The sequence below is a fragment of the Williamwhitmania taraxaci genome (assembly GCF_900096565.1).
GTDB lineage: Bacteria > Bacteroidota > Bacteroidia > Bacteroidales > Williamwhitmaniaceae > Williamwhitmania > Williamwhitmania taraxaci.
In genome coordinates this window covers 47637-62092 of the sequence record NZ_FMYP01000003.1, presented here as the reverse complement: position 1 = coordinate 62092, position 14456 = coordinate 47637, and the positions used below count along the sequence as shown (strand labels likewise).

Annotated in this window: 13 protein-coding genes and 2 tRNA genes; 8 read left to right on the top strand and 7 right to left on the bottom strand. The window is 42.5% G+C overall.

Translation table 11 applies throughout. From position 1 onward, the window contains the following. Window positions 1-4 precede the first annotated feature (4 nt). From BLS65_RS01505 to BLS65_RS01490, 4 genes are all read right to left on the bottom strand, one after another. Window positions 5-967 carry a Ppx/GppA phosphatase family protein gene (locus tag BLS65_RS01505; protein WP_092434692.1) on the bottom strand — a complete coding sequence of 321 codons (963 nt, stop codon included), beginning with the start codon at window positions 965-967 and terminating at the stop codon, window positions 5-7. Beyond that, window positions 948-3011: an RNA degradosome polyphosphate kinase gene (locus BLS65_RS01500; RefSeq protein ID WP_092434689.1), complete on the bottom strand. Its 2064-nt coding sequence runs from the start codon at window positions 3009-3011 to the stop codon at window positions 948-950. Before BLS65_RS01500 ends, BLS65_RS01505 begins: the two co-directional genes overlap by 20 nt. A gap of 12 nt (window positions 3012-3023) precedes the next feature. Beyond that, the gene (locus BLS65_RS01495) at window positions 3024-3515 is read right to left on the bottom strand and encodes a SixA phosphatase family protein (RefSeq protein ID WP_125869726.1); all 492 of its coding nucleotides are present in this window, start codon (window positions 3513-3515) and stop codon (window positions 3024-3026) included. Between the two features lie 101 nt (window positions 3516-3616). Continuing rightward, window positions 3617-4939: a PhoH family protein gene (locus tag BLS65_RS01490; RefSeq protein ID WP_092434684.1), complete on the bottom strand. Its 1323-nt coding sequence runs from the start codon at window positions 4937-4939 to the stop codon at window positions 3617-3619. A gap of 130 nt (window positions 4940-5069) precedes the next feature. Between BLS65_RS01490 and BLS65_RS01485 the strand changes: the two genes are divergently transcribed. From BLS65_RS01485 to BLS65_RS01475, 3 genes are all read left to right on the top strand, one after another. Continuing rightward, on the top strand, window positions 5070-6359 hold the full coding sequence (locus BLS65_RS01485; protein ID WP_092434681.1) for a bifunctional folylpolyglutamate synthase/dihydrofolate synthase: 1290 nt from the start codon (window positions 5070-5072) through the stop codon (window positions 6357-6359). Between the two features lie 96 nt (window positions 6360-6455). Next, window positions 6456-6530 (top strand) — tRNA-Val (locus tag BLS65_RS01480). Between the two features lie 19 nt (window positions 6531-6549). Continuing rightward, window positions 6550-6624, top strand: a tRNA-Val gene (locus BLS65_RS01475). A gap of 201 nt (window positions 6625-6825) precedes the next feature. Here BLS65_RS01475 and BLS65_RS01470 read toward each other — a convergent pair. The 3 genes from BLS65_RS01470 to BLS65_RS01460 all read right to left on the bottom strand — a co-directional run bounded on the left by BLS65_RS01470 (window position 6826) and on the right by BLS65_RS01460 (window position 10185). Beyond that, the gene (locus tag BLS65_RS01470; RefSeq protein WP_092434678.1) at window positions 6826-7098 is read right to left on the bottom strand and encodes a hypothetical protein; all 273 of its coding nucleotides are present in this window, start codon (window positions 7096-7098) and stop codon (window positions 6826-6828) included. A gap of 365 nt (window positions 7099-7463) precedes the next feature. Then, entirely contained in the window at window positions 7464-8819 is a 1356-nt protein-coding gene (locus BLS65_RS01465) for a sensor histidine kinase (protein WP_092434675.1), read from the bottom strand. Beyond that, window positions 8809-10185, bottom strand: coding sequence for a sigma-54-dependent transcriptional regulator (locus BLS65_RS01460; RefSeq protein WP_092434809.1), 1377 nt, complete (start codon window positions 10183-10185; stop codon window positions 8809-8811). Before BLS65_RS01460 ends, BLS65_RS01465 begins: the two co-directional genes overlap by 11 nt. A 225-nt stretch (window positions 10186-10410) precedes the next feature. On the opposite strand from BLS65_RS01460, the gene BLS65_RS01455 reads away from it, so the two are divergent. The 5 genes from BLS65_RS01455 to BLS65_RS01435 are packed head-to-tail and all read left to right on the top strand — an operon-like array spanning window position 10411 to window position 14427. Next, window positions 10411-11667, top strand: a complete 1257-nt coding sequence (locus BLS65_RS01455) for an efflux RND transporter periplasmic adaptor subunit (protein WP_092434672.1) — start codon at window positions 10411-10413, stop codon at window positions 11665-11667. A gap of 34 nt (window positions 11668-11701) precedes the next feature. Beyond that, window positions 11702-12385, top strand: coding sequence for an ABC transporter ATP-binding protein (locus BLS65_RS01450; RefSeq protein ID WP_092434669.1), 684 nt, complete (start codon window positions 11702-11704; stop codon window positions 12383-12385). A gap of 15 nt (window positions 12386-12400) precedes the next feature. Beyond that, window positions 12401-12679 carry a hypothetical protein gene (locus tag BLS65_RS01445; protein ID WP_092434666.1) on the top strand — a complete coding sequence of 93 codons (279 nt, stop codon included), beginning with the start codon at window positions 12401-12403 and terminating at the stop codon, window positions 12677-12679. Between the two features lie 33 nt (window positions 12680-12712). Further along, the gene (locus tag BLS65_RS01440) at window positions 12713-13057 is read left to right on the top strand and encodes a hypothetical protein (RefSeq protein ID WP_092434663.1); all 345 of its coding nucleotides are present in this window, start codon (window positions 12713-12715) and stop codon (window positions 13055-13057) included. A gap of 11 nt (window positions 13058-13068) precedes the next feature. Then, window positions 13069-14427 (top strand): TolC family protein, encoded by a 1359-nt coding sequence (locus BLS65_RS01435; protein WP_092434661.1) that lies wholly within the window; start codon window positions 13069-13071, stop codon window positions 14425-14427. Window positions 14428-14456: the final 29 nt, after the last annotated feature.

The following is a 14456-nucleotide window of genomic DNA, read 5'->3' as shown; positions in this document are numbered from 1 at the left end:
TTTACTACTTTAATCGTTCTGTTTTTGCCAAATAAGCGCTCATGTTTTTCTTACTCTCCTTGTAGAGGTTTTTTACAATACCATCGGAGACGCCAATGGTGGGGACAATTATGCTTTTTGCTCCAATCCAATCCGATACGGATAAAAACAGTTCCCCTGCAGGGATGATCACATCGGCTCTGTCGGGGTTTAGTCCTAAATCGGTTATCCGCTCTTCGTAGCTGAGCTGCGACATTTTTTTGAATAAGACTTGCAGTTGGCTGGGCTTGATGATGACCTGCTCTTTTTGGTTTATCATCTTGTTAATCTTGTTGATGTTTCCTCCTGATCCAATTATATCAACATTGCCGTATTCCGATCGAATCTCTTTTACCCATGCCTCAAGGGCATTCCATTTTTCTCGTGGAACTTGCTTGTTGAGCATTCGCAAGGTGCCAATATCGAATGAACGAGACTTTTTAACCTTTTTGTCGATAAAGAGTGAGAGTTCGGTACTACCGCCTCCCACATCCATGTAGAGATGTGGTCGTGTTGAATCTACACTTTGGGTTATCTGATTTGAATAGATGATCTTTGCCTCTTCCTTGCCGTCGATTATTTCAATCTCGACACCAGTGTTTAATTGAATTCTTTTTACGATTTCTTGTCCATTCTCGGCCTCGCGCATAGCTGACGTAGCGCAGGCGCGGTAAGCCTCCACCTCATTTACAAGCATAAGATGCTTGTATGCAAGCATGAGCCGCTCCAGTCGTTCAATATTGCGGTCGCTGATTCGGTGCAAGGTAAATGCCTCTTCACCAAGCCTTACCGGCATGCGTATCAGGGATGATTTTTTAAATTCTGTTTTTCCTTTACGCTCCACAACATTGGTGAAAAGTAACCGTACTGCGTTCGATCCGATGTCTATTGCAGCAAGTTTATGGATTTCCAAGGTTGTCAATATTGCATTAGTCTTCGCTTTGACCATGATAATATTTGTAAAGTTCTACTTGTGAACGGAATGGTTTATTCTTTCCGCAATATTTGTATCTGTTGCCTAGGTTTTCTTCGATGATTCTTGCTTTTTGGTTGTCCTTCAAACCGAAAAGAATTACATTTTTGAGGTTCTCTTTAATTAGCGGGTCGTAGATTGGCGTGGCAACTTCAATCCGGCGGTCAAGGTTGCGGGTCATCCAATCGGCTGATGATATGTAACATAGTTCGTTTCCACCATTGGCGAAAATGAATATTCGCGAGTGTTCCAGAAAACGATCAATGATTGAAACCACTTCGATCTTATCACTGAGGCCTGGTATTCCTGGAATTAGAGAGCATATTCCTCTAACAATCAGTTTTATGCTAACGCCAGCCTTATTTGCTTCATAGAGTTTGTCAATAACTTCAAAATCAACGAGGTTGTTAATCTTGGCAAGCATATACGATGGTTTTCCCTCGGCAGCATTCTCCATTTCCTTTTCGATCAAGGAATAAAGTCGCTTTCGCATGTGATTGGGCGATACAAGTAGATGCCGGTATTGATATATGAGGTAAGGATGTTCCAGAAAGGTGAATACTCGCTCTATTTCCGAAGAAATTTTACTGTTGCAGGTGAGCAGGGTAATGTCGGTATAAACATTGGCATTTCCTTCGTGGAAATTCCCCGTGCTGATGGCCGTATATTGTATTGACTTTCCTCCTTCTTCGCGCGTGATGAGGGTCATTTTGCAGTGTACTTTCAGTGAGGCCACCCCAAAGATGACGTTCACGCCAGCCTCTTCCATTCTTTCGGCCCATTTTATGTTGGATCGTTCGTCGAATCGAGCTTTTAGTTCCACCATTGCAGTAACCTCTTTGCCATTTTGGGCAGCATTAATTAGAGCTCTGACCACTTTCGATTCAGTGGCAACCCGGTAAAGAGTGATTTTTATTGATTTTACTTCTGGATCAATAGCTGCCTCTTTTAGTAAACGAATGTAGTTGGAAAAGCTATGGTAGGGAAAGTGGAGAAGAATGTCCTGTTCCCGCATGGCCTGAAATACTGATTTGTTCTTTTCGAGAACGGGGATGGGGATTGGGCGTAGCGATGGGTTTACTAAGTGCTTTTTCTCTAAACTGGGAAACTTAAGGAAGTCACGGAAGTTGTGATATCTACCGCCAGGAATAACGGTATCAAATTGGTCTAATCCCATTTTCTGAACGATATAGGAGAGCAGGTCTCCCGAAATCTTACTGTCGTAAACAAAACGGACTGGATCTCCTTTTTTTCTGTTTTTTACGCCTTTGGCAATTTTTTCGAGAAAACTTTCTGAAATATCGTTGTCTACATCTAGTTCGGCATCCCGAGTTACTTTAATCGTGTAGGATTCAAAGTGATCGTAGTTGAACGTACTAAATACTTTGGCTAGGCAATATCGGATTACATCTTCCAGTAGGATGATATAAGAGTTGTTGTCGGTGCTTGGGAGGACAACAAATCGGGAAAAGTCCGATGTAGGTATCTCGATAATGGAGTATTCCTTGGCCAATTTGCGCCGGTTCGTCATTTTTACTGCCAAATAAATGGTCATGTCTTTCAGTTCGGGAAAGACATTTACTTGGTTTAGCATTATGGGCGAAAGCGAGTGCGTAAGGTCTTTTTCGAAAAAATTGTTTATAAAATCGATATGTTCTGGTAGCAGTTGGGATTCGTTTAGTAGGAATATCTTCTCTGCTTCTAACTCTTTCTTGATTTCAAAATACAGGGCGTCGAACCTTTTTTGGAACTCAGTAACAATACGTTTTATTTGGCCTAGAATTACTTTGGGGTTATCGCCGTAGAACTCTTTTGCTTTTTTTTCATACTCCATGAGGCGCCGGAGGGTTGCTACCCGCACCCTGAAAAACTCATCCAAGTTGTTGGAGAATATGCCCAGAAATCGAAGCCGTTCAATTAAAGGAACCGATGGGTTTTCCGCCTCTTGAAGTACCCGTTGGTTAAACGCCAACCAGCTGATCTCCCTGTTTATATAGCGTGATGGCTTTTTGAATATCATTTAAAGGTTGTGTTAATCTTTTTTTGGAAAAAACAATTCGAAACTCGTTAAGTTCTCTTTTGAAATGGTTTTCCACGATTCGGCCTTAAAGTTTAGCACAACAACACCCGATGTAGGGAGGTCGAATATTGGTTCTTTTAAGTATTCGTTTGCCGCAAAGGTAAAGGTTGGGTTGTGTCCGACCATTAACAGAGAGTTAATTTTTTCGTCGGTTTCATAAATTTGTTCAATGATATCCTTCTCGCTTACCGCATACAGCCTAGGGGTTAGGGTAATCGATTCAATTGGAACGTGAAGGCACTCAGCAAAAATTATTGCAGAATGGCAGGCGCGTGCCGCATGGCTCGTGATTATTTTCTCCGGAATAATATGCTTGTCTTTCATGATTTTGGCAATGGTTATGGCATCTCGGGTGCCTCTTACCTTTAGCGGTCTGTCAACGTCTTCAAACATCTCCTCTGGCCCATATGCTTTTCCGTGTCTAACTAAAATTAATTGTTTCACAGCAGTGTCTTTTTTGGGTTAGTAATAAGTGTTTATTCATTTAGATTACCCTGTGAAGCGTCCATCAGAACTCGTCACAGGGTAATAATACCTGAAACAGATTAAAGGATATTACTTGCCAATTCTGCTAACGGGCTTCTTTCTCCCTTAACTAAGTTGATGTGTGCGAAGATTTCGTTACCGTGCATTTTGTCGCTGAGGTAGGTTAGCCCATTTGACTTTATGTCGAGGTAAGGCGAGTCAATTTGGTTGATATCGCCCGTAAATACGAACTTTGTGCCCTCGCCAGCACGGGTGATGATTGTTTTTATTTCGTGAGGTGTTAGGTTTTGGGCTTCATCAACGATAAAGAATGCGTTGGAAAGACTTCTTCCGCGGATAAAGGCCAGCGGGGTAATAACAAGTTTTTGGTCTTTCAACATCTCCTCTACATGCATGTATTCGCGGCTTTGTGATTTGAATCGGTTTTTAATTACTGCCAGATTATCGTAAAGGGGTAGCATGTATGGTCCAATTTTTTCGCCTACATCACCGGGAAGGAAGCCTATATCTTTATTGGCTAGCGGTACAATTGGCCGTGCGAGCAGTATTTGATCAAAACTTTTTTCCTGCATTAGTGCGGCAGCGAGGGCAAGCAGTGTTTTTCCTGTGCCTGCTTTCCCTGTGAGTGCTACCAGCTGTACTTCGGGCCGCAGCAAGGCGTCGAGTGCAAAGGTTTGCTCCGAGTTTCGTGGCTCAATACCATATACTCGTTGCTTATCAATCCGGTGGATAGTGTCTGTTCCTGCACTATAGTATATTAGCGCACTTGAATTGGCCCCTTTTAATACAACATATTGGTTTGCATAAAACTGGTATTTAATTGCGGATGCCTCAATACCTTCGGGCTGCTGGTAAAGTCTTGCGATTATGCTGTCGTCGATGTCGCATAAGGTATCAATCTCTTTTTTGATAACATCAATGTCTCTTACCTTATCGGAGAGGTAGTCTTGCGATTGGAGCCCCAACGATTTAGCTTTTAGCCTAAGGTTTACATCCTTTGTTACTAGAATTACTGGGCTGTCCTTTATTGTTTTTGCCAGGTACTCCGCAATGGCGAGTATTCTATGGTCGGGAGTATCCTCGCTAAAGGATTCAATCATAGTTTTTGAGAACGGCTTTCCAGTCTCAACTCGTAGTTTTCCAAGCCCTTTTCCGAGTTTTATTCCTCCGTTAAAGAGTTGATCTCCGGCTAACTTATCGAGTTCTCGAGCCAACTCCCTTGCATGGAAATTTATTTGTTCATTCCCCTTTTTAAACTTGTCTAATTCTTCCAGAACTACAATAGGCAAAACAATGTCGTTGTCCTGAAAATTATAGATGCACTTGTAGTCGTGAAGCAACACGTTTGTGTCGAGTACGAAGGTTTTTTTTGGGTTTCGCATAGCATAGTGGAATTAGAGAATTATGCTTAAATATAGCGAAAAAAAGGATTCGGCAAGAGAAAAAATGGTTAACTAAATATGAATATCTGCGAGGGCTTTTTTTTACCTTTGCCACCCAATTGCTTATACCATGAATTACCAAGAAACGTTAGAATACTTGTTCAACCAACTACCTATGTTTCAGCGGCAGGGTAAATCTGCTTACAAAGCTGATCTTGTAAATACGCTACTGCTCGATGAGCATTTTTGTCATCCACATTGCCAATTCAAAAGCATTCACATTGCTGGCACCAATGGGAAAGGGTCTACTTCTCATATGCTTGCATCCGTGCTAGGTGCTGCTGGCTATAAGGTTGGATTGTATACATCGCCACACCTGAGAGACTTTAGAGAGCGGATAAAGGTAGATGGTGTAATGATTTCGGAGGAGTCGGTAGTTCAGTTTGTGGAGACAAATAAATCTATTTTTGAACAGGTAAAACCATCATTTTTTGAAATGACGGTGGCATTGGCTTTTTCTTACTTTGCCGAGCAGAAGGTTGATGTTGCAGTGGTTGAAGTTGGGTTGGGAGGGCGTTTGGATTCCACGAATATCATTACCCCCGAGTTGTGCGTGATTACAAATATTGGGCTCGATCATACCGATCTTTTGGGCGATACAATTGAGAAAATTGCTGGTGAGAAGGCTGGAATCATTAAGCCTGGTGTTCCAGTAGTTCAGGGCGAATCCAATATTGCCTATAATTATGTGTTTGAACAAAAGGCTAAAGAGCAATCGGCACCCTATACGCTGGCTTCGGATGTTTTTAGAGTGGAATCGAGTGGCTTGGCTGAGGGTGGACTTCACTGGTTTAGCGTTAGTCGCATTGGATCGGAGGAAAAGGATTTTGTTGAGGTAGATTTAGCGGGCGATTATCAGGCGAAGAATGTTATTACCGTTCTTGCTGCACTTGATCGCATAAAAGATATTTGGCCAAACGTTAATGCGGAATCAATCAAAACTGGTTTGCGAAATGCAGGTTCTACGACTGGCCTCTTGGGACGGTGGCAAGTATTGGCCCACAATCCAATGGTTGTGTGTGATACAGGCCACAACGTTGATGGGATTTCTTACGTGGTGAAACAGCTTGCGCGAACACCGCATTCGCACTTGCATATGGTTATTGGAATGGTTGCCGATAAGGATATTCGGGGTGTGCTTCAGCTTTTACCCGTTGATGCTACCTACTATTTTACAAATGCAGCTATTCCTCGGGCTATGGAGGCAGAGGCGCTTCAGAAACTGGCTGCTGAGTTTGGTTTGAAGGGTGACTTCTTTACTAGTGTGGATGAGGCATTGCGGGAAGCGAAAAAAAATGCAAAAGCTAACGATTTGGTTTTCATCGGAGGAAGTACTTTCGTGGTTGCCGAGGTAGTTTAAATTTGAACATATTTTTTGAAACCCTTTGCAGGTTTGGAAAATTGCCCTATATTTGCATCGCTTTTGAAAAGAAACGTTCTTTACAAATAACACTTTGGGAGCATAGCTCAGTTGGTTCAGAGCGTCTGCCTTACAAGCAGAGGGTCGGGGGTTCGAATCCCTCTGCTCCCACACAAGTTTATTAATTATTGGGAGCTTAGCTCAGTTGGTTCAGAGCATCTGCCTTACAAGCAGAGGGTCGCTGGTTCGAACCCAGCAGTTCCCACAAAACCCCGCAATTTGCGGGGTTTTCTTTTTTATACGGGTTGATTCGAAAGTATAATCGCGAAGGTTTCATTTGGCTGAAATTTTCGCGATTTGTTTTTTTACACTAAGTAGCGGTTGGCGTAGCTGCAATGTTGATTGTGCATTTCATTGTTTGTATAAGCCAGCAGGAGTTAGGGTGTTCCCCTTTACTAAACTGATGCTATTTTTTGTGAATTTGGTGACGCCCTCCGTTAAAATGCAAAATCGCTCTAACTTTTTGATGACGCCCTCTGTTAAAATGATGACACCCTCTGTTAAAATGTAAAGTCCCTCTAGCTTTTTGCAAACACCCTTCGACTATTTGCAAACGCCCTCTAGCTATTTGTAAAGTCCCTCTAGCTTTTTGCAAACGCCCTTCAACTATTTGCAAACGCCCTCTAGCTATTTGTAAAGTCCCTCTAGCTTTTTGCAAACGCCCTTCAACTATTTGCAAACGCCCTCTGGGTTTTTGCAAAGTTCCTCCATCATTCTGTTAAGTTCCTCCGCCATAAGAAGAACACGCATACAAGGAATATTAATCCGTTCCTTTCCCTAAAAGGGCAAGGAATGTTCTGAGCGAGGACTGCTCAAAATATTAACACTTGTGGTTGTAGGAAGGAAAGTCTCCTCTATTATGGGAGAGAGTGGTCGGCCAGGCACCATATCTTCAGAAATACCGGCCGTTCCGTAGGGGGCACTCGTTGGTAGAATCGAAAATAGCAAGACCAATTTGTGCTCCGTAGGTGAGCCACAGCACCCCGAGGTTGGTGCATATGTAACAAATTATCTGTGCTGTTCGGCGGTAATTGCGCTTTATATTTAAAACGTCATCGTAATTGTGGTCCCTTCGTTTACTACCGAATTGGCGGTGATGCTGCCACCATGTAGGCGCATAATTTGGCGCGAAAGGCTAAGTCCAATCCCTGAACCCTTTGGCTTTGTGGTGAAGAATGGGATGAAAATCTTATCCAGCACATCGGGTAAGATGCCTTGGCCGTTATCGCTTACCTGGATGGTAACACGGCCGCGCTTGTTCTTAAAGCTCCTAATGTCGATACGGGGGATAACTTTGCCATCGAGTGCTTGGGATGCGTTCTTGACAATATTGAGCAGAACTTGTTCAATTAAATTCTCGTCGATGGAGAATTCTATATCCACAGGGTCTACATCAACGCTAACGATTATTCCACTGTTTTTGATGTCTTCGTCGATTAGAGGCCGAATACTGTCAAATAGGTCCTTGACCTTAGTGATTTTGAAGTTTGGTTTGGGAATGCGGGTGAGATTTCGGTATGTGTTTACGAAGTGCAATAGGCCTGTGCTGCGTTTATGGATGGTTTGCATTGCCTGCTGAATCTCTTCTGTGGTTTCTGTATCAATTTCTTGGCCATCGTCTTGATTCTCTTTTATTGTTTTAAGCATCCCGTGGAGAGTCGATGATAACGATGCAATGGGGGTAATTGAGTTCATGATTTCGTGGGTTAGCACGCTGATAAGCTTTTGCCACGCTTCGGTCTCCTGCTCCTCCAATACACTTTGGATGTTCTTTATGGTAGCCAGAATAATCTCCTTTCGATGAATTCGAAACTCGGTGGAGAATACGGCCAACTGTAGGAGATCGTCATCCATTTGAACCTTTACTAGTGTGTTTTCGCCGGGGGTGATGTTGAGTAAATTGTCGACCAGCTCGTAGCTTACCGATGCTAGCTGCTTTATGTTTTTTAGGCTCTGGGTTTGAAAGAGGACTTTGGCTGCTTTGTTTACCATTTCCACCGTTCCGTCTTTTTGGAAGGCAATAATCGCCACGTCGATGTTCTGCAGTATACTTTGCAGATACTGAAAATGCTCCTCTTTTTGTGATCGAACCGCTTGGAAGTCGTTAATCACATCGTTAAAGGCTTTGCTCAGTTCATCAAAGGAGCTGCCCATTCCTTCAACCTGAAATGTGCGCGTAAATTCCGAAAATCGTATGGATTCTAGAAATGACGCTAGATCACGATTCGTCTTGTCTACGTATTTAAACAAGGCGTATATCTGTAAGAAGATAAAGACACCTATAATTACAGGTGTAATAAAAAAGTTGTAGTTGCTCATCGTGTAGACGAGCGCAAAAATGCTAATTAGAAGGATTGTAATCCTAATTATAATATTAAATCGGAAATTTCTATAAACCATATTTTTCCATTCTTCGGTAAAGGGATGTGCGGGTAATTCCTAGCTCTGTAGAGGCTTGTGTTATGTTTCCATTGTATTGCTTCAATACTTTGGTGATGACATTTTTCTCGATTTGATCGAGGTTGTATGTCTCCATGTCGATGTCCGCGCACCTTTCCTTGGAGCCGGTCAGGAAGAAATCCTCGGATTGAAGGTTGTCGGATTCACACATAATAATAGCTCGCTCAATAGCGTGCTGCAATTCCCTTACATTGCCCGGCCAAAGGTACTGCTGTAGTTTCTTTTGCGCATCGGCGGTAATGCCTTTAAGGTTCTTCTTGTATTTTTTTGCATATATAGCGAGGAAGTGTTTTGTTAGGATTGGAATATCTTCGGTTCGCTCTCTAAGTGGGGGGAGATGGATTTCTACCGTATTGATTCGGTATAGCAAATCTTGTCGGAATTGGCCTGCCGAAACGAGTTGGTGGACATCGTTGTTTGTTGCACAAATAAGCCTTACATCAACTTTAGTCGGTTTGTTCGATCCTACCCGTGTGATTTCCCTGCGCTCGATGGCGGTGAGTAACTTTGCTTGAAGGGGGAGGGAGAGGTTTCCAATTTCATCCAAGAAGAGGGTTCCATTGTGGGCTACCTCAAATCGGCTGGGCTTTTCCTTCTTGGCGTCGGTAAATGCACCTTTTTCATGTCCAAATAGTTCGCTTTCGAAAAGCGATTCGCTAATTGAGCCAAGGTCAATGCTTAAAAATATTTCGTCCTTTCGCGCAGAGTTGCGGTAAAGCGCGCGCGCTACCAACTCTTTTCCGGTTCCGTTCTCGCCAAGAATTAGTACGTTGGCATCGGTCTTGGCCACTTTTTGAATAGCCGTAAAAACTGCTCGCATTTTCGCCGATTCTCCAATGAAATCGACAAAAGGTTTGTCGATGGCCTCGGTATACTCTTTTTGCTTTTGCTTAAGATTATCAACTTCATGTTTCGATTCGCGCAACTTTAGAGCCGAGGAGATCGTGGCAATTATCTTCTCGTTTTGCCAAGGTTTAAGGATAAAATCGGTAGCTCCCGCTTTTATTGCCTTCACTGCCTTTTCGGCATCGCCATAGGCGGTTATGAAAAGGACAACGGCTCCGGGGTCAATCTCAAGGATCTTGTCCAACCAGTAAAACCCCTCTTGACCACTAATGGCATCTTGGGTGAAATTCATATCGAGAAGCATTACGTCAAATGACTCTTTGCCCATAAGCTTCGGAATTTCATTGGGGTCCGATGTCGTTACTACCAATTCGACGTATGGCTTTAGCAATAACTTTAGCGCAAAAAGGATATCTTCGTTGTCATCAATCGCCAATATCTTCCCCATCTTCTTAATCATAGTGCCTTTTTCATTTTGTGCGAAATATACATATTCAGTTTGATTTAGGAATAAAATCGCCATAAATATTGTTCGATATCGAACAGTCTGTGTCGCAATTATGAACATTTATTAAGAAGGTAACTGTGGTGCGGTTTTATTAAAAAACAGTAAATCAAGGCACAAAGACCTTTGGCATATTTATAGATAAATAGGAGCCAAACCGCAATAGATAATTTACTATATATGGATAAGGCAATTGAGAGAAAAGGAAGGTTTACGAAGAAACAAATCTGGTATGGCGTTGCTGGATTAATTGGCTTAGCATTAATTTTAATGATCGTTTTTGGAGACAAAAGCAGAAAGTTAAACGTGGATTTGGAAAAGATCACCGTAGAGGAGGTTAAAGAGGACTTATTCAAGGATTATATTGCTGTAATTGGAACCGTTGCCCCCATTCAAACAATTTTTCTGGATGCAACAGAATCGGGTAGCCGTGTTGAATCGATTGTTACATTGGAGGGATCGATGGTGAAAAAAGGTGATGTGATTATTAAATTTAGCAATACAAGTTTGATTATTGATATTTCGCGCACCGAGTCGGATGCATCCAGAACAACGAATGAGTTGAGAAATGCGCGCCTTAATATGCAAAAACAGCTGGTTGAATCGCAAAGTCAACTGCTCGATCAAGAGTACCGTTTGAAGCAGCAAGAGCGTGCCTACACGCGTAGCGTAGAACTGCAAAAGAAGAAATTGATTTCGGATGAGGAGTATCAACGAGCGGCAGAAGATCTTGAGTATACCCGAAATAAGATAAAATTGCTGAAGGAGAGTATCAAGCAAGATTCGCTATACCGGGAAACGCAGGTTGTGACGCTGGAAAACGATGTAACGCGTATGCAGCAAAATCTCGCCATTGTTCGCCAACGATTCGAAGGTTTAAACCTTCGGGCTCCTGTTACTGGTGAGCTGGCTTCCTTAAACCTAGAGGTTGGACAGGTTGTTAATATGGGAACTCGTATTGGCCAAATAAATGTTTTGGATTCTTATAAGCTAAAGGTAGAAGTAGACGAACATTACATTTCGCGCGTTACCAGAGGTTTGATAGGCAATTGTGATTTTTCGGGCACTTCATATAAGTCCAAGATTACTAAGGTTTATCCAGAGGTAAGAAATGGAAGGTTTACGGTGGATATGGAGTTCTTGGGCGCCTTTCCTAAGGATATTCGGATAGGACAAACATCTCGAATTCGACTGGAACTTGGGGAGTCTAATATGGCTGTGCTCATTCCGCGGGGAGGGTTTTACCAAAGCACCGGAGGTCAGTGGATTTTCGTTGTAGATCCCTCTGGTAGTGTTGCAACTAAGCGCAATATTCGGATAAATCGACAGAATCCGCAGTTTTATGAAGTTGTAGAGGGACTTAAGTCGGGCGAAAAGGTTATTGTTTCCAGCTACGACACATTTGGGGAAGTTGATAAGCTGATTTTAAAAGATTAATACTATACACGCTTAATACATAAAAATTAATGCCATGCTAAAGACTGTTGATTTAGTAAAGGTTTTCAGAACCGAAGAGGTGGAAACCACCGCACTTAATAAGGTGAATATTCATGTTAAGGATGGTGAGTTTGTTGCAATAATGGGTCCATCGGGCTGCGGAAAGTCTACTTTCCTAAATATTATTGGCTTGCTCGACAACCCCTCGGGAGGGGAGATATACTTCGTTGGGCATGAAGTCTCAAAGTTCAAGGAGAAGCAGCGCACAAATCTGCGTAAAGCCAATATCGGCTTTGTTTTTCAGAGTTTTAATCTGATTGATGAACTTACCGTTTTCGAAAACGTGGAGCTACCTCTGCTTTACCTTGGAGTTTCCTCTTCGGAGCGCAAGAAAAAGGTTGAGGCGGTTCTCGACAGAATGAAGATGTCGCACAGGCGAAATCACTTCCCACAACAACTCTCAGGCGGTCAACAGCAACGCGTTGCAATAGCTCGGGCTGTTGTTGCTAATCCAAAGTTAATTTTGGCCGATGAGCCTACGGGTAATCTCGATTCGGCCAACGGCGAAGAGGTGATGAATTTACTGTCGGAGTTGAATAGCGAAGGGACAACAATCGTTATGGTTACGCACTCTCCCAGTGATGCTGAAAAGGCTCATCGCATAATCCATCTTTTCGACGGACACGTTGTAACGGAGAATGTCAAAAAAATATTGTAATTAAACTGCTAGGCCATGAGAGAAATTTGCATTCCTGTTCCTTCTATACCTGAGGGGCAGGTCGCCGAAATAATTTTTCGGCTCGAAGGGAAGGAGATTTCTTTTAGCTACAAGCTGGAATCGTTTCCATGGAATACTGAAAACGACAATCATTCTGACGATTCTACCCTTTATAATGTCGTAAGACTAAGGGAGAGTATCTCCTCAATTAGTTCAGAATGGGAGTTGATTCAAATTTACACACCTGATCCTGACGCCAAGCACATACATGTACTATTCCGTAAGCGCAATTGAAACTGTCTTGTTTAATTTTAAACGCATAAGGTGATGAGAATATTTTTGGTATTTGCACTTTGTCTCGGCGGTATATTCGTTACTGATACAGCGAGTGCAGTTGAGGGTCAAGGGGGGCAGGTGCACCAAAAGCAGATAGTAATTAATCCAGATTCGCCAATTTCATTGCGGACACCATTGAGTTCGCAGGTTGCGATTGATGTGGTTGTTATGGAGATGTCTGGTTCGTTTGTGGAGGTCTCAGAGTCTGATCTGCTCCTGCTTTTTAAAGGGGTTACATCGCAGGCAAGACCTGATTCTTTATTTAAAGGTTGTAGCCCTATTCTGACTCAGGAAGAATTGGTACGTCGCGAGAATAATTTCATTCAGGTTCTCTAAGTATTTTAAAAATGAAGAATTACATACTTTGCTTTCTATTTTTATTAGTTAGTTTATCTGTCTTTGCCCAGAAACAGTGGACTCTTTCGGAGTGTCTTCGATATGCTACCGACAATAATCTAGAGTTGAAGAAAAAGGCACTGGAGATAAATCTTAGCAAGGCCGATAAGACTCAGTCCTATTTTGAAATGGTGCCCACCGCTGTTGCTGGAGGCAGTTATGCTCTGGTTAACGGTTTGGATTATAACTATAACGCAGGAATGTATGAGAACGCTCGTGTTGCCAATGGTCAACTTTCACTCTCAGGAGAGGTAACTCTTTTTCATGGTTTTGCATTAGTAAACGATGTGCGGGCGGCTCATTACGACTATGAACGAGCGAAAGCGGATTTAGCTGTGGAGCAAAAGAATATTTCTATTCGAATAATGGTGAAGTATATCGATGTGCTTTTTAAGCGTGATTTGTATACCGCATCAAAGCAACAGACTGAAATATCGCAGCAACAGAAAATTAAGGGTGAAGAAATTTATAGTTTGGGTGGGATTTCTAATGCGGAATTTCTGGAACTTAAGGCTCAGTTTGCAAGAAGTTTGGCAGACGAAGTGTCGTATAAAAACCAGTATCAGTTGAATTTGCTGGAGTTGGCCCAATTTCTTGATATTGCCGATGCGCAGTCGTTCGAGGTGGCTAGCCCTAATTTGACGGATAGTAGTCTCAGTGCTATTTTACCGGACTTGGCAGCGTTGGATGCTAATTCTCGAGGTCAATTCCCTGAAATTAAATCGGCTTCGAACCAAGTTCGAGTAAAGGAAATGAACTATTATGCAGCCATTGGGCGTTTAACTCCTCGGTTTTATGCGGGCTATAACTACAATACATGGTTTGCCGATAATGGTATCGATGCGAATAAGGCTAACAATGATCCAACCCGGATGTATCCATCGTATAGCTATCGCGATCAAATTGATGCGAATCTAAGGAAAACGATATATGTGGGCGTTTCTATCCCTATACTTAATAAGTATTCCGCTCAAACTGCTCGGACAAAGAGTAAGATTAGCCTGAAGTATGCTGAGCACAGCTACGAGCAGGTAGAAAACTCTGTCACAAAAGAGCTGACGAGCACTTTCCTTGAAACTACTGGCGCGTGGAGTAATTTTCAGGCGGCTACGGAAAAGTTTGATGCCACATCGGCTTCGTGGGAAGCGGCGAAGGAAAAATTTGAACTTGGGGGTATAAGTTCTATCGATTTGGGTATTGCCCGTAAAAATCAGTTTGAGGCCGAGACCAACCTTATTAATTCCAAGTATAATTTTATTCTTCGAAAGAAGATTCTCGACTACTACATGGGGGAACCACTATCTCTATGAAATGCTAAGTTGAAATGAAATGGTCTTTT